The sequence below is a fragment of the Bacteroidota bacterium genome (assembly GCA_037133915.1).
Classification (GTDB): domain Bacteria; phylum Bacteroidota; class Bacteroidia; order Bacteroidales; family CAIWKO01; genus JBAXND01.
In genome coordinates, this window is sequence record JBAXND010000020.1 from 39,102 (window position 1) to 58,352 (window position 19,251).

Consider the following 19,251-nt stretch of genomic DNA (forward strand, 5'->3'; position numbering starts at 1 on the left):
TTCACGGGCTGTTAATAAATAAACTGGATTTATTAACAAAAGTTATTAACAATTATCCGTATATTTGTTAGTTAAAATATAATTAAACGGTTAAATATTAAAAATAATCGACCAACAGTGAAACCTTTTTGATGAAATAGCATATAAGTGGCATGAACGACATTTATAAAATTGTTAAATTATAGTCGTGAATCGCTTAAAAACATTTTTCATTAGGGAGGATTAAGCTGATGCAAAGCACTACAAGCGGCGAAAATACAGGTATAAACACAGGATTTGCAGTGAAGACAAAAAAAGTACTCGTTGTTGACGATGTTTATTTGAATCAGGTTTTGCTGGGAAAATTTCTGGAGAAACACGGGATGATGCCGCAGTTTGCACACAACGGTCGCGAAGCCCTTGACAAGCTTAAAGCGGAAGAATTTGATCTTATATTAATGGATTTGCAGATGCCGGTAATGGATGGTTATGAATCAATTGAGCGGATACGCCATGATTTTGCTCCGCCGCTTTGCAACATTCCCATAATCGGTATTTCGGCCAGCGTTTTTAATGAAGAGTTTCAGCGCTGTCTGGATGTAGGAGCCAATGATTTTATTTCAAAGCCCTACGAACCCGAAGACCTGTACAATAAGATAATGAAAAATCTGCGCATGGCAACCATGAAGCAGCATGAGGCAGAAGCAGAGCATACTATTATAAATGATAGCGAGTCGCTGATTGATTTGTCGTACCTCGAACAGTTTTCGGGTGGCGACAAGGCGTTTGTGCATGAAATGATAACGTATTTTATTGATCATACACCCGAGACTCTTGCCGGTATGAAAGCGTGTTATACCGCTCATGATTATGAGAAGGTGTATCATCATGCACATAAATACGCACCCCAGCTTACATTTATGGGAATAAAATCCATTGTCGGGTTGGTAGAGCGCATAGAATTGTATGCCAAGAAAAGAGAGAATATTCAAAAAATTCAAAGTCTTATAGAAACAGTTACCCTTGTGAGTGAACGTGCAATTAAAGAATTGCAAAAATATTTAAACACATGAAAATACTGATATGCGAAGATGACTTCATGATGGCAAAAGCCATTGAGCATCGGTTAACGCGTGATGATTATCAGGTTACCGTAGCTCCCGATGGTAAGGTTGCCGCTGAGCGCGTTAAGGCTGAAGATTTCGATCTTATCATCACCGATTTGCTGATGCCCTTTTTTGGAGGGTTGGAGCTCATCAATCTGGTGCGCAACCAGCTTGGGAAAACCGTTCCTATTATTGTGCTTTCCAAATTAGGCAATGAGAGCACGGTTGTGGAGGCTTTCAAGATTGGTGCCACCGATTACATCACCAAGCCATTCAGCCCCAATGAACTTGCCATCCGTATTAAAAAGATACAACCTGCCGTTGCGCAGCCGGAGGTTGCAGAACCTGCGGCACCAAAAGCACAGAAGCTCATTGATCTGGCATATCTGAGAGAGCTTGCATCGGGTGATATGTCTTTTATGAATGAAATGGTAAAATATTTTATTGATAATGCCCCCGTGCTGCTTATAGAAATGAAAGCAAGCATTGACCGCAAAGACTGGGATACCTTGCGCGAACAGGCAAACAAATTTATTCATCAGCTTTCATTCATGGGAATCAAATCTATTTTAGCCGATGTGGAAGCTATGGACACCATTTTGCTTACAGGTCGTAACACTGAGAAACTGGATGTGATGATGGATAAAATAACCCGTGTCAGCAAAGATGCGATTGCTGAATTACGAACATTAACAGGATAATATTTTTAAAAGAAAATAGTATTACCAAATTCGAACTGAAATGAAAATACTTGTCTGCGAAGATGATCTTATGATGGTAAAAGCCATTGAGCACAAACTCTTGCAGGATAATTATGAAGTAGTAATTGCTTCCGATGGTAAAGAAGCCGTTGAAATTATCCAGAAACAGGATTTTGACCTGATTATGACGGACATGCTGATGCCGTTTTTTAACGGTACAGACATCATTGACATGGTGAGAAACAAGCTTCAGAAACCAACACCTATTCTGGTATTTTCAAAGCTTGGGAATGAAGATACCATTATAGAAGCGCTTCAGCTTGGCGCAAATGATTATCTGGCGAAGCCATTCAAACCAAATGAACTTGCCATCAGGGTAAAACATTTATTGATGCGCAAGCAGGCCATTGCCGATGTTCAGGTGCCGTTGAAAACAAGCGATACGCATGTTATTCCCGACTGGACATACGATATTATTACCAGTCTTGCCGACCCTCATACACGTATCAGCGAAGTGCTGTACAAGGTTCAGGGTATGAGTTTGCGCGACAGAGAGCACGACTTTCAGGTAAAAGAATGGATAAGCAAGGAATTGAACGGCTATCGCTGGCAGGATGTGCCGGATTTCAGAAAGGTGAAAGCTTCTATTTTTGGAAACTTTGTTGAAGACCGCGGTTTTGGGCTAATTGCCAACAAAAACCACGTCATGGTTCCTTCAGAATATTTTAAGGAAGAAATTCGCGATCAGGTGATGAGTGCGAAGATATCGTGCCCTGTTACAGAGCTGGAGCGCATGGCTGAAGGCAATGAGGATTATCATATCAACCTGCCGCAGCTTGTGAATTCGCAGGTGGCATTATTCCTCGAAAGAGGATGGCATGTTGATTTACTCTGGCAGAAAATAAGTCTGCAGTCGCTGGAATCCCTGTTAAGCTCTATTCGTTCCAACCTGATACGTATGTTGCTCAGACCGGTAACCATAGAACAGGGTGCACCCACAACCAGAATTGAAGAAAAGGTGAATATTGGCGAAATGCTGAATAAATTCCTGTTTGAAGAACCGGTGAAAGAGAACCCTGTATTCAGGAAAAGAGAGCAGCCTGTATACCGCACGGGACCGGCGCCCATGCCTTCATTTAATCCGGCAGCGATTTCCGAAAATCCATATCACTCCGAGAAAACGCGCGGTGATTTGATTAAATTCGTGGGCGAACTCACGCGCAATGTTGAAACGCTGGGATTAAAAGACGATGATAAAAAAGATCTTGAACTAGAGATAAAAAGAATTGAAACACAGCTGGCACGGCAAAGCATCAAAACAAGAATTATCAGCGATTCGCTGAATGTAATCAACAGTATACTTCACGAGGGCAAGTAATGTTTGAAGTTTGCTGATAAACTAAAAAACGAGATCATTCCCATGCGGAAAGGAATAGTATATATATTGTTTGCAGCCTGCATGATAATTGCGATTCGGGCGTTTGCACAGGATGAAACACCTGTGCCCATGACGCGGTCGGACTCACTTTTTCAGCAAGCGCGCGAGCTGGCTTTTACCAACCAGTATGCAGCAGCACGGTCGATGTGCCGGAAGATTATCAAGAAAGATACCGCCTATCACGATGCGGAGGTACTTATGGCGCGGACCTATTCGTGGGAGCAACGCTATGATTCGGCACGAATATTACTGCAGAAAGTGATTAAAGCGCGCAAAAAACACTATGATGCACTGGACGCCATGATAGACGTTGGTCTTTGGTCGCTTAAAAATGATGAAGCACTAAAAGCAGCCGATCAGGCGCTGGCACAATACCCTGCAGATACTACATTCCTGTATAAAAAGGCCAAGGCGCTGCATCTTTTAGACCGAGATAAAGAGGCGCTTCCGATATTACAGGATTTTGTAAAAAAATATCCTGAATCGTCGAATGCGAAAGCGCTGCTTTCGGAAGTTGAAGATGCGATGATGAAAAACCGGTTTGGGATTCATTACATTTATGATTTCTTTACACCGAATATGCCCACCTGGAATCAGGTTTCTATAGAATATCAGCGGGACGCCAATATTGGTCCCATTATCGGGCGGCTGAATTATGCAAAGCGGTTCAACAAAACGGCCACACAGCTTGAGTTTGATGCTTATCCGCACATCAGCAAAGGAACCTATTTTTATTTCAATATGGGCTTTTCGGGACCGAATGATGTTTTTCCGCGCTTCAGGGTGGGAGCGGAGGTTTTTCAGGCACTCGGCAAAGGGTTTGAATTATCAATAGGTTTCAGACATCTTACGTTTGACTCAACCAGAGTTATGGTATATACCGGCACGGCGAGCTATTATTATAAAAATTACCTGTTTACTTTCAGACCTTATATTTCCTTTATTCAGGGAGGCGTATCCAAAGCCTTTACCTTGATGGGCCGCTATTACATTGACGGTTCTATAAACGACTATGTAACGGTGCTGGCAGGAACCGGCAATTCGCCCGACGATCATCTGCAGATAATCAATCAGGGTCAAGACTTGACGCTCCATTCAACAAATTTTTATTTTGATTATCAGCGCCGAATTGCAAAGCATTTTATTTTACGCGGATTTTTCGGCTTTGCCAATGAAGAGTATAAAATATCGAAGTTCAGGTCGCGGAATTCGGTTGGCGGAAGCCTTTATTATATGTTTTAATTATGATAAGAAGACACATGAACAGGATACTATTGATACTATTGCTGATGTTTTCTTTTGCAGGCGCTGCCTATTGCCAGAATTCGCCCGGACCGTATACACCCGGAAACGAGAAGCTGGACAGCGTTATCAAGAAGAAGGTCAGCAACAAGATTTATATTCCGGAAATTAATACAGGCGTTCCTGTGTATTCTGTGGATGTTACCGTTATTGAAAAAGGCAATAAATCGGCGTGGCAGAGCTTTCTCGATGCCTACAATTCGCCGTTTGTTTTAATAAAAGTACTGGTATATCTTACCTTGTTATTCATTCTTACGCTGATAAGTTTATTGGTAATTATCATACTCCATCGTGTTCGCGATATTCGCATTACAAATGCCCGTAATGAACTTATTGTTCGTTATCAGGAAATGATAACCGGACTTCTATTTGAAGATATTGATACCATTGATTATACCCGTCTTAAAGGCGAGCTTTCCGACCCGTTCAAATGTGAAGTTTTCATCAACGAATTATTGGATTTACATAAAAACCTGAGCGGCGAATCGGCTGAAAAGCTGAATAAACTTTATTTGGACCTTGGGCTTACAACCTACTCTATACAGAAGCTCTATACCAATAAATGGCACATCATTGCCACGGGTTTTCGTGAGTTGGCGCAAATGAATGTAACTGATGCCAATGAGGTAATTGCAAAATACCTGAACAGCGAGATTTTATTTTTGCGAACAGAAGCGCGACTTGCCTGGTTAAGGCTCAATCCTTCTGATCCGTTTTCCTATCTGAGCGACCCGCATGTGGAGCTTACCGAATGGGGAAAGATAAACGCACTGGCAACGTTGGTCAATAACCGTATTGAGATTCCTTCGTTTGAAAAATGGCTCGGCAGCAGCAATCCGGAAGTGCTTATTTTTGCGATGCAGATGACCGGTTTGTTCAAACAAAGATCTTCGGTGCCTTCTATTCTTACCCATCTGAAAAGTCCTGATGAACATGTACGCGAAGAAGCGCTGAAAGTGGTGCGTTTACTGGATGTGCCAGAAGCAATTGTGACACTTAAGAATATGTATGAAGGCGAAACGTACAATAACCAACTTGCCATTATAGAAATACTGAGTCTCACGCCTGACCCGGCGAATATGGATTTCTTCGAAAAGGTGATACAAAACGGGGATCAAAACCAGCGCATTCAGGCGGCACGCGGTCTTTTGGGTCTGGGCCAGGCAGGATGGCTTAAAATTGAGCATCTGTCAAAATCAAATCAATATGACTTGATCAATATCATTACTCACGTTAAAGACATTTACGGCTGATGTATAGATTTTTAGAATTATTCAAATACTTTTTTGAAAGCGGAATATTCTGGTACACGGTCTTTGTATTCGTGTTCAATATTCTGCTTGCCATCCTCTCGGCAAGGACTATGGTGACTTATATGCGAAAGAACAGCTTCGTTGACTACAGCGTGTTGCTGCAATCTCCGCTGGCTCCTTCGGTGGCACTAATAGCGCCTGCCTTTAATGAAGGGATGACTATTGTGGATAATATCCACTCACTTATGTCTATTCACTACAATAACTTTGACGTTATTATTGTGAATGACGGTAGCAAAGACGATACACTTGAAAAAGTAATCAATGAGTTTGACCTTGAAAAAGTCAACTATCTGTATAATGAAGCGATTCCTACGGCTCCTGTTCGGGGCATTTATAAATCGAAGAATAAAGCGTATGCCAAACTTATCTTTATTGATAAAGCAAATGGCGGGAAATCGGATAGTATTAATGCTGCGCTGAATATCACTACAAAAAAGTATTTTGTTGCTATAGATGTTGACTGTGTAATAGAAGATGACGCCCTGCTGAAAATGGTAAAACCTTTTCTGGAGGAACATGGTGCGGAAAAAGTTATCGCTACAGGTGGCGTTATCCGTGTGGCAAATTCCTGCAAGATTGAGAACGGAAGAATTTTAGAGGTGAATGTTCCCCGAAATCTTATTGCAAGGACGCAGGTTTTGGAATATACCCGTTCTTTTTTAATGGGACGTATGGCCTGGAGCCGGCTGAATGGCTTGCTGATTATTTCAGGTGCTTTCGGTATGTTTGATCGCGAAATTGCTGTAAAATGCGGTGGCTACAGCACACGTACCGTTGGTGAGGACATGGAGCTGGTTATCAGAATGCGGCGTTATATGCGCGATCTGAATCAGAAATTTCGTATTGTTTATATTCCTGATCCACTGTGCTGGACAGAAGTTCCGGAGAAAATAAAAGTGCTTGGCCGGCAGCGAAACCGTTGGACACGTGGAAACATAGGCACATTACTGATGCACCGCAAGCTGTTTTTTAATCCTAAATACGGCTTGATGGGCACGTTGAGTTATCCGTACTGGCTGTTTTTTGAATGGATGACACCCATCATTGAAACTGTCGGTATTTTCTACTTCCTTATGATTGCGCTGCTGAGCTCACCTAACTGGTTCTTCTTTATATTGCTGCTGGGTTTTGTGTACTTCTTCGCGGTATCATTTTCGGTTTGGTCTATTCTTTTCGAGGAATTTTCGTACCACCGTTATAACAAGAAATCGGACATGATGAAGATGATATTTGCAGCGGCTTTGGAGCCCCTGTATTATCATCCGCTAACGGTATATTTTTCGCTTCGTGGAAACTATCACTTCCTGATTGGAAAGGGCGGCTGGGGAAACATGGAGCGACGCGGATTCCACGCACCAGGATAAGTCAGGTGTCAGTGAACAGTTAGCTGTTATCAGTTATTTTTCGTTTCACCACCTTCATCAATTGCGGCTCATGCATTATCATCACATTTTACACTCATTATCCGTGAGCCGCCGATTTGTGTGTTGTCTCTGTTTCTACAAATATTATATCCCTGACCGGATAATTTCAGTAAAGCATTATCTGATAAAATCGGTCAGCTCTCTTCAGGGATGGTCAATCGTTAACTGCTAACTGTTCACTGCCAGCTAATCTCGATATTGTACCCTGTCTTTGTAGTAATCCTGCAGGATGCGGCTTACCATCGGAGTATAATATTTAGTGAAAAAATATTTACCGTCGGCGCCCAGCTTATTTTCGAGAAGCATAATTTGTGCGTACCAGATGCCTTTTAATTGCACAAAGTTGAACTTGGCAAAATGGTCGCAAAAATCTCCGCAAAAATAGTAGAACGGATACCCGCCCACATGCTCATAAGCCACCGGGAAAATAGTTGGGATATCGTAGGCTTTCAAAATGGAATCGCCACGGCTGTTGGGAAACAGCTGGTAATAGGCAAGAATTTCATTGGTGGTATCGGTTGAGTAGGTGATATCAAACCAGAAAGGGTAGAATATTTTATCGGGCAGATTATACTTTTCCTGTGCAAAAACAAAGGTATTTACAATAGGTCCTTCAAAGGTGAGGTCTCTCTCTTTTTCAAGCACTTCAATGTGCGCATCAACATTTACAAAAACCAATCCGGCTTTTTTGAACGGCCACTGATTGTTATGCTGGTTTTTATAATAATGAACAATCCACATGGGCAACTCCGGGTTTTTTAGTGTGTCGAGTGTTGCGAAGTACCGTCCCGACCATCCCGACCATTGCAGGTTATAAAGTTTTTCTACCTTTTTACCCAGGTCGCCACATGATGGGCTGGCGAAGAGATTAAATTCGCCAATCACCAGTTTATTCCGCTCTTTCATGCGCTTCAGCAGCAGGTAATCATTTTCGTCAAGTCCTCCATATACTTTTCGCGAAAGCTCTTTTTCAAGCGTGTCCAGATACCATTCATTATAGTAGATGCCATAGGTGTCCGTATAATAAACCATATCGTAATAATTACTGATGCTGTCTATTTGTTTTTCGGTGAAATCTTTAAGGTCATGAATGTCATATTGCTTATTATCCTTTGGAAAAAATCCCATATAATCTTTTTCCGGTGTATAAAAATCTCCGTTTTCCTTGACATAACGTTTGTATTTCAATATCCAGTCGAAAGACCTGTGTTCCTTACCTTCGGGTGTGAGTACTGTTTTATCGACAATAAGCACTTTCAGGTGTTTTTTAGGTGTAAGAAGCCACCAACCCCACATTATAAGCGGCAGAAACAGGAAGAAGAAAACGATAAGGTTAACAATGAATTTTCTGAACTTCATAATAATAGAATTTTGATGACCAAGTAAAATTAAATAAAATATTTCATCGACGAACGAAAAAAATGTTAACATCGGCTGCGTTTTTCAGCAGACGTTTTTTAGTGTGTTGCCTACAGTGTGAACCAAACAACGCATGCTGTCCGTTATTTTCAGAGCGGTTAATTCCGGAAAATTCCACTATATTTGTTGTAAGAACTAAATTATTTTCCGTTATGAAAAAACAGATTTCCTTTTTATTTATCATCGGTTTACTTTGTGCAGGCAGCTTGTTACGCGCACAAAATATTAATTATTCGGCACGTTGTGTGGCAACAAAAATGAAAAATAATTGTGATGCCACGACCAATGAAGAGGGTCGCTTCAGCGTTCAGATAAGCGATAATCTGGATTTCGCGCTTTGGTATAAAGCAGGCGATGGCACCGGCAATATGAGTAAGTGCCTTATGTGTGATGGAGACGCAAATACCACAAACGGTTATACCTGCACATGGAATATTTTGCTGGTCAGCAAAACAGATGTCAGTGTTAATACCCTGAGAATGTCGTTTCGTGCCAGTGAGGATGATGCTACATTTTCTAATGTTAATGACTGGTGGATGGATGATGATTGTACCTATACTCTGAACGGGCAGGATGTATTGCTTTCGACGCTCACTGCAGGTGTTGATAATGATATTGTTGTAGGTCAGAATACCGACCCCCAATGGTATGTTACATACCGGATAAACTGGGATTATGTTGCGGTTCAGACACCGCCGCCGCCGACAGCTCTGCAGAATCCGGCCTGTGTGAATACCATGCTTCCGGCAATTGCATCAACCCAGAATGATGTAACCTGGTACTGGCAGGGAACGAATCCGAATGGCACAAGTACCGCCAATCCTTCTACTACGGCATTTCCGGTAAGCGTGAGCGGGGTTTACTATCTGCGTGCACAGGGAAATACAAATAGTGTATGGTCGCAGTATTCATCCAACGTTTATGTTGAGGTACAAACACCTTCGGTTGACCCTACCGGCATCAACATCACGAATAATAATACACCTGCCGGAACTGTAAAAACACTCACACCTGTTGGCGGAACACTTGGAACCGGCGCTGTTTGGGCATGGTATGCCGATGCAGGATTTACAGCATTGATTGATACGGGTAATTTTTTAAATGTAGACCCATTGGTGCCCACTACATACTGGCTGCGCGCAGAGAGCGATTGCGACACATCTTTATCGGCTTCTGCAACTGTATTAGTAAATACGTCGGGTTTGCAGGAAGCATCTGCCGATGGCGAAACTGTTGTCATTTATCCGAATCCCGCCGAGGACCTTTTATTTTTGGAAACAACGAAGCCGTTTAACACCGTGGATAATGCCATAATTTCCATTTATGATCTGACAGGCAAACAGGTGTTCAGTACTTCGTATTCGGGAAGTCGCACTCAGCTTGATATTGCCGATTATAAACAAGGTTTCTACATCTTGAATTTCAAATCTGCAGGCGGAGAAATGCATTTCAAATTTGTAAAAAAATAAGGTGTGACACGGACATTGTTTAATGAATAAAAAAAGGCGACCCGTTTTCGGTCGCCTTTTTTTTAAAGAAAAACTTATTACAATACCACGAGTTTCTTTATTACAGTATTGTTTTTGCTTATAATGCGTATAATGTAATTGCCTTTTTCAAAGATGCTGATATCAATTGGTTCAGCGGAATTAAAATTGTTATTGCGATAAACGATTCGTCCTGAAATATCGCTGATGCTTACATCGGCATTCTGAACTCCGGTGATAGAAACCTTGTCTGAGGCCGGATTCGGAAAAACATTCACGGTTTCATTGTCCGAAATATTGGGAATTCCTGCAGTGCCAACGTTGGCGTCAATAACAACGCTTGTGGGTTTTGTGAAATTATTTGCGCCATAATTGACAATCATAAGAGGATAATTGCTGTTTTCGCGCCATAGCATATAGCGGTTGCTTATAGTTTGTTGTCCCTGCGAAAGACCAAATGCGCTGAGCAAGGGTGCAGGAGCGGGGGCTCCGTTCATATAAAAACTATCGGCGGCCACCGTCACTCTTTTTTCGAGCAGGCAGCTGTAAGGAACACTGGGTCCGCCTGCTGCCGGAATAGTTGCTGTTCCCCATCCTATAATAGTATCCTGCCGGATATAATGTGTGATTTTCTGGCAGGGCGTGTGATTCATCATATACGCAACAATGGTAAGCTGGAAATTGATAACATCGGTGTAGGTGGATTGCCAGGCAGAATTCATGGTGGCAGGATATACAATCATGTTCATGGCCGGATTGTAATCGACATGCTGCGGCAGGATATAGCAGCTATCATTAGCGCCGCCCGATATAGCCGTGATGGAGTAATTTTGAAGAGGTAACTCAATGCCGAGAATTGCGTCGGCTGTTGCATCATTTTTATAATAAAGGTTATAATGATAGTACCAGCCTGGAACAAAAGGAGCGGAGAGGTTTGTATCGGCATAAGTAGCTGTCGGGAAATAGGCAGATGCCGGGCTAATAGAAGTGTATGAAGAGGTTGCGGTGGGTGTAAGAGAGGCATAATTCCACACTTGGTTTATACCTGCGGTTGGGGAAACAAAACCGGTGGTGTCAATAATTTTGGCGGTTATCGTTCCCGGTCCGAAGTTCATGTTTGAAAAGGTTAATGTTGCCGGTGTTTGAGCCTGTGCGGTAACAATTCCGATAAACGCAATGAGTAAAAAAAGTTTTTTCATTTTGATTTTTTTTAATGAGTTAATAAAATGATTTGTTGTATGATGCTAAGATAAAAAAGAAATGGTTAAGTCATTAAACGACTTGAAAATTTAACATTTGAACAAAAAAAACCTCCCCGGGAAATACCTGAGGAGGTTTTGAAAAAGTTGAGGTCTCGAGCGGATTCGAACCGCTGTCAACGGTTTTGCAGACCGGCGCCTAGCCACTCGGCCACGAGACCAAATCTTTAACGGAATGCAAAAATAGCAAATTTTTTGTTCCGTGAAAGAGTTTTCTGCAAAGAAGCCTTACTTATTTAGTAAACTTGGTAAGTAATGAATAGCCCATTAATTTACCGTTTGAATCGTGAGTTTCGCTGCGAACTACGCCTGTTTCTTTACAATACCACTCAATAGATTTTGTGGTCACATTGATGAATGATTTGGTAGTAACATCATAGGTTATTTTATAACACTCAAATGTTCCTGCAGAAGTAGTAATGTTTTCAACAGACTCGACCTTACGGTTGGTAATCGAAATGGTCATGTTAATTATGGGTACTCCCTTATTGCTAACACTCATAGTAATCTGACCATCGGGCAATGTCATTCCCGTAGTAGGAGCATACGGCAGTTCAAGGTTGTCGGAAGTTACATTCACGTCCATGTCCTTGTACATTGATTTGTTTACCAGATTATCAAGGCTTACGAAGAATTTGCCGTCGGCACAACCAACAGTAAATGAATTTTTTCCTTGCGAGGTATGTTTTGCATCATACGATTCGCCCTCAATAATCATGACCATACCTTTAGGGGTAATTTCTTTGCTCATCACTTTTGATACTGTGATGCCGGTGACATTGTCTTTACTGTCGTAACTGGTCGTTTCCCAGCGTGAAGATGTTTCCGTTGGGTACCATGATACACAGTTTTGCGCATTCATGTTTTTGGCTGCAAAAAGTACAAAAAGTACTCCGAGAATAAGACTGATTTTTTTCATATAAGATTGGTTTAATGTTTCAAAAATACAACAATTTTAGTTACTTGTGAACCGCTATTTATCATGTTTTTCGGCAAAAGCGTTAAGGCATGACGGGCAGAGACAATCGGTGAAATTCGCTTTCAGGAAGTTGAGATTTTCTTGCGTAAGAGTAATATCCATACACCAGCAGTCGGCATTGTGAAGGCATTCGAAGGCTGTACCGCATTTGGCACAGGACTTTGTTTTTGCTTCATTTGAGTGCGTATGCTTTTCCATAATGTGACAATGTGATAATTTGAAAATGGATTAAATAATTCAGCAATTAGGCTACGAACCATTTTTCATTTTAGGACTATTTGTTAAGTGTGATGCTTACCTTGTCCACTTTGCCGCCAATGGGCGGATTCATCTTACTTACCTTCACCGTTACATTCCAGATGCCCGGGAAAGCAGCATATACCGCTGTAATAATGCGTGCAGCGAGGTGCTCAATAAGTTTTGATTTTACGGTCATTTCCCGTGCGATAATCTCATACACTTTTTGGTAATTGACCGTACCCGTAAGGGTATCCTGTTCTTCGGCACCACGTGTTCCGGCTTCAAAGGAAATATCGGTTATAAAACGACCACCAATTATCTGTTCTTCTTCAAAACATCCGTGGTACGCAAAAAACTCCATTCCTTCAATGGCAATCAGTCCCATATTGTGTTTTTGTTTTGGTACCGACAAAGATACGAAAAGACATGATAGCGTTGCGGTATTACTCTATTTGCTTTACTCTGATAATATTTCTTCCGAATGCTTTGCGGGAGCTGTTTGTTTTTTTCTAACTTTGGTCAGACCTAAAAACAATTCTGTATGAGAAAAATCTGTATGCTGTTGTGCGGTTTTTTGCTGATAGCCGGCACCCAATGCAAAAGCCCCGTTAATCCTAAGGATAAAACAAAATCCATGAGCTCAATAAAAAAGGAAACAATCGATAAAACGATTAAAAGCCTTGTTGCCAAATACGGTGAGGCGAATAAAGAAATGATTTCGAAAGGTGTGACACAGGCCGCCTCGCTGTGGACAGACAAAGAAGGGAAAAAAGAGGTTTTTGAACAATTCTGCATCGATAATTATGCCGGTACTGCTGCTGAAAAATCGGCGCTGATGGAGAAACTTTCCACAAACTTTGAAGTGCTTTTTGGTAATTATAATAAAATAAGTCTCGACTTAAAACGCGGACTTCACATCGACAAAGGTGAGATTTCGCCGATTGACGAGATGTTTGGAGCCTTCGAACCTTCGGCACATTTCAACGATGATTTTTTCACGAATAAAATTGCTTACGTAACCATTCTTAATTTCCCGTTCTACACATTAAAAGAAAAATCAGAACTGGGCGAAAAATGGAGCCGCGAACAATGGGTTTACGCGCGTCTGGGCGATATGTTCATTGGTCGTGTTCCCGCAGAAGTGCAGCAAAAAGTTGCCGATGCTCTCACAGCTTCCGATACTTACATTTCGGGATATAACATTTACATGGGCAATCTGGTGGACGATAACGGAATTACCTTCTGGCCCAAAGATCTTAAGTTAATCAGTCATTGGGGGCTGCGTGATGAGTTGAAATCAAACTACACTGCCGATGGACTTCCAAAGCAAAAAATGATTTATGAAGTGATGAAGCGAATCATACTTCAGGAAATTCCGGATACTGTTATCAACGACTCCAATGTAAAGTGGAATCCATATGCAAACAAAGTGTTCACAATGGCGAATAAAGATATTCCCGCAAAGGCAGAGCCCGACACACGCTACAAATTTTTGCTCGAGAATTTTATTGCGATGAAAAGTCTTGATGCTTACAGCCCGCAATATCCGACCTATCAGCAGCGCAAGTTTGAACAGGAAATGGAAATTCCGATGGAGCAGGTGGAGAAGATATTCGAAGATTTCTGTGCATCTCCTGAAGTCAAAAAAGTGGGTGACCTTATCAGCAAAAGATTAAATCGCAAACTGGAGCCTTTCGATATCTGGTATGATGGCTTTAAAGCACGCAGCATCATTCCACAGGAAGAGCTTGACAAAAAAGTAAAAGCTAAATATATTGACATTGCTGCATTTCAGAAAGATTTACCGAATATTCTTACAGCACTGGGCTGGAAAAAAGACAAGGCAGAATATATCAGTGCCAAGATTATTGTTGACCCTTCGCGCGGTGCCGGTCATGCATGGGGCGCTCAGATGAAAGGCGATTACGCACATCTTCGTACACGCGTTCCACAGGGCGGCATGAATTATAAAGGTTATAACATCGCCTGCCACGAATTTGGTCACACCGTAGAGCAAACACTTTCACTGTATGATGTAGACCATTACATGCTGTCGGGTGTTCCCAATACGGCATTTACAGAAGCTCTTGCGTTTATTTTCCAGAAACGTGACCTCGAATTACTGGGAATTAAAAATGTGGATCCAAACAAAGAATATTATACTACCCTCGATGAATTTTGGGCATGCTATGAAATCATGGGTGTTTCGCTGGTTGATATCGGTGTGTGGAAATGGATGTACAAACATCCGGATGCTAAGCCCAAAGAACTGCGCGAAGCGGTTATTAATATTGCAAAAGATGTGTGGAACAAATACTATGCACCGGTGTTCGGTCAGAAAGATCAGCCGATACTTGCCATTTATTCTCACATGATAGATTCTCCGCTCTACCTTTCAGCCTATCCCATCGGTCATTTGATTCAGTTCCAGCTTGAGAAACAGATGAAAGGAAAAGTAATGGGCGAGGAAGTTCCTCGTATCTTTACGTATGGCAGAATTATTCCTCAGTTATGGATGAAACATGCCGTTGGCAGCGAGCTTTCTGCTAAGCCTATGCTCGAAGCAACCGATGAAGCACTTTCAAAATTGCCGAAATAAACGTTCGATATCGCAAATAAAAAAAGCCTTCGCACGTTTCTGCGAAGGCTTTTTTTATTTTTCATGATGCGCTATTCGTCGTCATCATCGTCATCATCCGGTTCTTCGGGTTTATCATCCGGCTCTTCCTCTTCCTCTTCTTCCTCTTTTATTTTTGGATCAGCCTTCATCACCTCGTCATTGTGAAAAAGTTGTTCATCAATCTTTTCATCGTTCACCGTATCGATTTTCACATCAATCTTCACTAAGTAGGAAATGTCCTCAGTATCATAAGGCACCGCAAAGAAAAAATCATTGTTCGGTTTTGTAATTTTGATTTTATAATCCGTAAAACCGTCAGGATATTTTTTCCTTACCTCTTCCTGAATATCTGCCGGAAGATTGTTAAAATGCATGATAACTCTTTTCTTCTGTTCTTTTTTCATCACTGGTTTTTTAAAAATCCGTGCAATAATACATAAAATAACGAAAATGCAAGCCCAAATTATTGTGGTGGTACAATGTTAATGACAATTTTAACATTTTTCGACCGGCTTATATAATAAGTTTTTGACAGTGGATTGTGAATTATTTAGCGTATAAGCGTTACTGTACCGATGTATCTGTACTTGCGTCGCGTGATGTCCTTGTAGGAAACCGTCCAGGTGTAAACAGTGGTTTCTTCCGCTATTTTGCCTTTCACACGACCATCCCAGCCATTGTTTATATCGTTGCTTTCAAAAACCAGTTCGCCCCAGCGATCGAAAATCATCATATGGAATGAGGTGGGATTGATTCCGCTGCCTTTTACAAGGAACACATCGTTCATACCATTATCATCAGGCGTAAACGCATTTGGTGCGTAAAATGTAATTACTTCATTTACGATTACGTCTTCGTTGGTTGTGTCGCGGCAGCCGTGTTCGGAAATTACATAAAGCACCACATGGTATGTTCCGGTATCAAGATATTCGTGGTTCGGATTTAGTGAGTCTGATGTTTCACCATCACCAAATACCCAATGGCTGAAATCAGTAAATGTTGATTGATTGTTGAAATAAATATAGGGGTCAACTATATCGGTTGTTCCCGGCTGCGGATAGAAAAGCGCAACAGGCTTTGGATACACATTAATCATGCTGTCCTGCGTAAGGGAATCAAGGCAGCCATGAATGGATGTGACATAAATGGTAATGGGATAACTACCCCAGTTCTCAAAAACGTACATCGGATTTTTATCTGTTGACGAGGCATCGGCATCATGGAAATCCCACAGATAGGTTTGCCCCGTAGCGGGCGTTGTTTCATAGAACTGAACCTGCAGTGGCTGACATCCTTCAGTAATATCGGCAGTAATATTAATTTCCGGAAGCGGCCACAATTCAATAAGTGTTGTGCTGTCTGTGATAGGGCATCCCAACAAATCGGTTGCGATTACTGAATAAGTACCTGCGGGCAAATTATGTGCAATAGAATCTGTGCCTCCAACAGGCGCCCATGCATAAACATAGCCCGGAGTGCCACCGCTTACATGGGCAATGACTTGCCCGTCGCTGCCACCAAAACAGGTAACCTGTGTCGGTTCAAGCGTGATAAACATTTGCGGATCAACATTGGCAATGCTCATGGTATCCATCAGCGAACATCCGTTTACATCCGACACGGTCACATAATAGGTTCCTGCGCCGAGCCCCGAAAGTGTATTGCTTGTGGCCGGAGTAGTTACAGTATCGCCGGTTGACCATGCATACGTATAAGGCGGTGTTCCGTTGGCAACGGTGGCGGTAAAGGCTCCGGTGCTGTCGCCAAAGCAAATTATCTGATTCACCATCGATGTACTCATGGTCATCGACGGATTGGGAATGATGGTGTGATTGGGCATTACGGTATCGTAAATGCCCGACATGTCCGGCGTCCAGCCGGCAAGTTGCCAGGTATTATTATACCACGTTATCGGGATGTAGCCCAGCGGCCATGTTTGCTGAAACAGCGGGCCGATATGAATCACCCAGTCGGCGGGCTGCAGAACAACCGAAGGGGTGCAAATCTCAGGTGTGCATATAGTTTGCCAGCAGGTGTCAGGGTTTCCGCTTTTCTCAGGGCAATTCACCGGAACCGTAATACAGTTCTCGGGAATACATAAATCCGGCATCACCGGGAATGAAGGAATATTAATCCAGAATTCAAGAGCCGTAACTGTGAAATAAAAAGCAAGACTGTCCCAGGTGTGATTTGTAAAATCATTGGTAAGATGATGTCTGAAGCCCATATCCCAGGTCGGATATCCAAAGCAAGGATAATCAAAATGCAGGTCATTGCCCGTTCGTACGGTTATTACCGAAGAATTTCCTGCCGCCACCTGTATATTGTTTGTGTCGGGGCAGGTGACGGTATAATTCACATTTGTGGGAAACGTAAAGGTAGTCCAGACAGTCGGGCACAGCGTAAAATCCTGCTGCATATAGCTCGTCATGCCAATGTTAACAGCAAGCAGCGTATAGTCAATGGTGATTCCGGCACCTATATCAATTGTTCCGCTTAGCAGACTCAGAAATTGCTGAATAGCCGGCCCTGCAGGCGGAGGTATTAAACTTGCAATGGCCGAAAGAAACTGGATTACGTCAATATCAATGTTCAGCCAGGGGTCTTCACCATTTGCATACAGGCATTTGTCGGCACCCAGATGGTCGGTTGTGACTACATAAGGAATATCAATCCACCCGGTAAGTCCGATACCCGGGATGCTGAAATAAATGGGTAAAATGGTGTCGTGGCAGATTCCGAAACCGGTTCCTGTCCAACAGGGATAGCTGAAAGCACCCGTTTGAGAATTAAGATAAAAGATGTTGATGGAATCAGTGGGGACGTTTATGCTGATTGGTGTGAATGTCCAGCAATTCCAAAGACAAACAGTCGCATCAATATCCAGTCCGAACCCGAAGAATAAATCAAGCTGTGCTACGCCCGCCGATGGAAAATGAGTGCTGAGATCCCATCCCGGCCGCACGGTATAATCAGTATTAATGGTGATATTCTGACCGGGATTGAATGTGAAATTATTCGGAAACGTCAAGTCGATTTTTACGGGATAAGTGGCATCAATAGAGCCTGTTGTAAAGCCATGCAGGCTGAAGGTGGATCCCAGATCGAGCCATGTGTCAATATCGAGGGCAGCACCAAATTGCCCGCCGAAAATGTTTTGAATAAAATTGACGGAAACCAGTGTGTCGAAATAGATGTCGAACAGGTCAACATCCATATTTATCGTAAAAGGCGAGCCGTTTGGTCCCCACATATTCTGGTCGTGGGTTACCCAGTCAACATTATGAGTAATGATATGTGTTTGGGCCGAAGTGCGCTCCATCCCTGCAAAAGCAAGAATCAACAGGGTAAATATTATGAGCAGCCTTTTCTTCATGAAATGATAATGTGTAAATTTATTCTCCGTATTGAATGGTCAGTACACTTGTTTTTAAAACGTTGAAAAGTACGTCGCGTGCCACTTTAGGGTAATTGGCATTTACCCAGATGGTTCGGTTGTAAGTGCCCGTGAAATACATAATACGCTCATATTCCACGTCCTGCTTACCGTCTTTGGTTTTTACTTTAAAACTGACAAGGAAAAGCGTCCCGTCTTTATTGTTTTTTGTTTTAATATCTTCCTTGGTGATGAAAGTTATACCCTGACTTTCAAAATATTCTTTAGTCAAACCTTGTGTTACCAATGCGAAGGGAGTTCCCTTCATTTCCTGAATGGTAATTGATGACGCTGCACCTTCGTGAATAAATCCAAATTTACCATCGTTTACATAGGGCTTAAAATATGCCGGTGGAATGATAGATATATCGGTGCCGGGAACGGTAACAACATTATTCAGTAATGAATCTTTTTGCTTAGCTGATAATTGCTGGGCATGCGCAAAGCCCACCCATAAAATGATTGCGGTGGTTGTTAACGACTTTAACAAAAACGAGAGTAACGATTTACGCATATAAACTTACCTGCTATGATACACAAATATA

General features: G+C 42.1%; 16 protein-coding genes and 1 tRNA gene. 8 read left to right on the plus strand and 9 right to left on the minus strand.

Annotation, left to right across the window (positions count from 1 at the left end; all coding sequences use genetic code 11):
- Positions 1 to 230 precede the first annotated feature (230 nt).
- The 6 genes from WCM76_08705 to WCM76_08730 are packed head-to-tail and all read left to right on the plus strand — an operon-like array spanning position 231 to position 7,206.
- Positions 231 to 1,052: a response regulator gene (locus tag WCM76_08705; protein ID MEI6765707.1), complete on the plus strand. Its 822-nt coding sequence runs from the start codon at positions 231 to 233 to the stop codon at positions 1,050 to 1,052.
- A complete protein-coding gene (locus WCM76_08710) occupies positions 1,049 to 1,786 on the plus strand; it encodes a response regulator transcription factor (protein MEI6765708.1) in 738 nt (245 codons plus the stop codon). Before WCM76_08705 ends, WCM76_08710 begins: the two co-directional genes overlap by 4 nt.
- Positions 1,787 to 1,826: 40 nt before the next feature.
- Positions 1,827 to 3,164 (plus strand): response regulator, encoded by a 1,338-nt coding sequence (locus tag WCM76_08715; protein ID MEI6765709.1) that lies wholly within the window; start codon positions 1,827 to 1,829, stop codon positions 3,162 to 3,164.
- A 42-nt stretch (positions 3,165 to 3,206) separates the two neighbouring features.
- Entirely contained in the window at positions 3,207 to 4,466 is a 1,260-nt protein-coding gene (locus WCM76_08720; GenBank protein ID MEI6765710.1) for a YaiO family outer membrane beta-barrel protein, read from the plus strand.
- Positions 4,467 to 4,483: 17 nt separating this feature from the next.
- A complete protein-coding gene (locus WCM76_08725; GenBank protein MEI6765711.1) occupies positions 4,484 to 5,779 on the plus strand; it encodes a HEAT repeat domain-containing protein in 1,296 nt (431 codons plus the stop codon).
- Positions 5,779 to 7,206 carry a glycosyltransferase gene (locus tag WCM76_08730; GenBank protein ID MEI6765712.1) on the plus strand — a complete coding sequence of 476 codons (1,428 nt, stop codon included), beginning with the start codon at positions 5,779 to 5,781 and terminating at the stop codon, positions 7,204 to 7,206. The genes WCM76_08725 and WCM76_08730 overlap by 1 nt, the downstream gene beginning before the upstream one ends.
- Before the next feature lie 246 nt (positions 7,207 to 7,452).
- Here WCM76_08730 and WCM76_08735 read toward each other — a convergent pair whose 3' ends face one another.
- Positions 7,453 to 8,625, minus strand: coding sequence for a hypothetical protein (locus WCM76_08735; protein ID MEI6765713.1), 1,173 nt, complete (start codon positions 8,623 to 8,625; stop codon positions 7,453 to 7,455).
- A gap of 212 nt (positions 8,626 to 8,837) precedes the next feature.
- On the opposite strand from WCM76_08735, the gene WCM76_08740 reads away from it, so the two are divergent.
- Positions 8,838 to 10,154: a T9SS type A sorting domain-containing protein gene (locus WCM76_08740; GenBank protein MEI6765714.1), complete on the plus strand. Its 1,317-nt coding sequence runs from the start codon at positions 8,838 to 8,840 to the stop codon at positions 10,152 to 10,154.
- A gap of 77 nt (positions 10,155 to 10,231) precedes the next feature.
- Here the strand turns inward: WCM76_08740 and WCM76_08745 are convergent, their stop codons facing one another.
- The 5 genes from WCM76_08745 to folB all read right to left on the minus strand — a co-directional run bounded on the left by WCM76_08745 (position 10,232) and on the right by folB (position 13,035).
- A complete protein-coding gene (locus WCM76_08745; GenBank protein ID MEI6765715.1) occupies positions 10,232 to 11,371 on the minus strand; it encodes a T9SS type A sorting domain-containing protein in 1,140 nt (379 codons plus the stop codon).
- Positions 11,372 to 11,521: 150 nt separating this feature from the next.
- Positions 11,522 to 11,592 (minus strand) — tRNA-Cys (locus tag WCM76_08750).
- Between the two features lie 71 nt (positions 11,593 to 11,663).
- Positions 11,664 to 12,350 (minus strand): hypothetical protein, encoded by a 687-nt coding sequence (locus tag WCM76_08755; protein MEI6765716.1) that lies wholly within the window; start codon positions 12,348 to 12,350, stop codon positions 11,664 to 11,666.
- Between the two features lie 54 nt (positions 12,351 to 12,404).
- On the minus strand, positions 12,405 to 12,608 hold the full coding sequence (locus tag WCM76_08760) for a cysteine-rich CWC family protein (protein ID MEI6765717.1): 204 nt from the start codon (positions 12,606 to 12,608) through the stop codon (positions 12,405 to 12,407).
- Between the two features lie 76 nt (positions 12,609 to 12,684).
- A complete protein-coding gene (folB, locus tag WCM76_08765; GenBank protein ID MEI6765718.1) occupies positions 12,685 to 13,035 on the minus strand; it encodes a dihydroneopterin aldolase in 351 nt (116 codons plus the stop codon).
- Positions 13,036 to 13,191: 156 nt separating this feature from the next.
- Here folB and WCM76_08770 point away from each other — a divergent pair, with 156 nt between their 5' ends.
- Positions 13,192 to 15,249 carry a hypothetical protein gene (locus WCM76_08770; protein MEI6765719.1) on the plus strand — a complete coding sequence of 686 codons (2,058 nt, stop codon included), beginning with the start codon at positions 13,192 to 13,194 and terminating at the stop codon, positions 15,247 to 15,249.
- Positions 15,250 to 15,320: 71 nt separating this feature from the next.
- Here the strand turns inward: WCM76_08770 and WCM76_08775 are convergent, their stop codons facing one another.
- The 3 genes from WCM76_08775 to WCM76_08785 form a co-directional block, all read right to left on the minus strand.
- On the minus strand, positions 15,321 to 15,674 hold the full coding sequence (locus WCM76_08775) for a hypothetical protein (protein ID MEI6765720.1): 354 nt from the start codon (positions 15,672 to 15,674) through the stop codon (positions 15,321 to 15,323).
- 146 nt (positions 15,675 to 15,820) lie between these two features.
- On the minus strand, positions 15,821 to 18,646 hold the full coding sequence (locus WCM76_08780; protein MEI6765721.1) for a PKD domain-containing protein: 2,826 nt from the start codon (positions 18,644 to 18,646) through the stop codon (positions 15,821 to 15,823).
- A gap of 19 nt (positions 18,647 to 18,665) precedes the next feature.
- Positions 18,666 to 19,196 carry a hypothetical protein gene (locus WCM76_08785; GenBank protein ID MEI6765722.1) on the minus strand — a complete coding sequence of 177 codons (531 nt, stop codon included), beginning with the start codon at positions 19,194 to 19,196 and terminating at the stop codon, positions 18,666 to 18,668.
- Positions 19,197 to 19,251: the final 55 nt, after the last annotated feature.

Coding starts and splice junctions, on each gene's coding strand:
- WCM76_08705 (MEI6765707.1), top strand. CDS start 231: ATGCAAAGCACTACAAGCGGCGAAAATACAGGTATAAACACAGGATTT.
- WCM76_08710 (MEI6765708.1), top strand. CDS start 1,049: ATGAAAATACTGATATGCGAAGATGACTTCATGATGGCAAAAGCCATT.
- WCM76_08715 (MEI6765709.1), top strand. CDS start 1,827: ATGAAAATACTTGTCTGCGAAGATGATCTTATGATGGTAAAAGCCATT.
- WCM76_08720 (MEI6765710.1), top strand. CDS start 3,207: ATGCGGAAAGGAATAGTATATATATTGTTTGCAGCCTGCATGATAATT.
- WCM76_08725 (MEI6765711.1), top strand. CDS start 4,484: ATGAACAGGATACTATTGATACTATTGCTGATGTTTTCTTTTGCAGGC.
- WCM76_08730 (MEI6765712.1), top strand. CDS start 5,779: ATGTATAGATTTTTAGAATTATTCAAATACTTTTTTGAAAGCGGAATA.
- WCM76_08735 (MEI6765713.1), bottom strand. CDS start 8,625: ATGAAGTTCAGAAAATTCATTGTTAACCTTATCGTTTTCTTCTTCCTG.
- WCM76_08740 (MEI6765714.1), top strand. CDS start 8,838: ATGAAAAAACAGATTTCCTTTTTATTTATCATCGGTTTACTTTGTGCA.
- WCM76_08745 (MEI6765715.1), bottom strand. CDS start 11,371: ATGAAAAAACTTTTTTTACTCATTGCGTTTATCGGAATTGTTACCGCA.
- WCM76_08755 (MEI6765716.1), bottom strand. CDS start 12,350: ATGAAAAAAATCAGTCTTATTCTCGGAGTACTTTTTGTACTTTTTGCA.
- WCM76_08760 (MEI6765717.1), bottom strand. CDS start 12,608: ATGGAAAAGCATACGCACTCAAATGAAGCAAAAACAAAGTCCTGTGCC.
- folB (MEI6765718.1), bottom strand. CDS start 13,035: ATGGGACTGATTGCCATTGAAGGAATGGAGTTTTTTGCGTACCACGGA.
- WCM76_08770 (MEI6765719.1), top strand. CDS start 13,192: ATGAGAAAAATCTGTATGCTGTTGTGCGGTTTTTTGCTGATAGCCGGC.
- WCM76_08775 (MEI6765720.1), bottom strand. CDS start 15,674: ATGAAAAAAGAACAGAAGAAAAGAGTTATCATGCATTTTAACAATCTT.
- WCM76_08780 (MEI6765721.1), bottom strand. CDS start 18,646: ATGAAGAAAAGGCTGCTCATAATATTTACCCTGTTGATTCTTGCTTTT.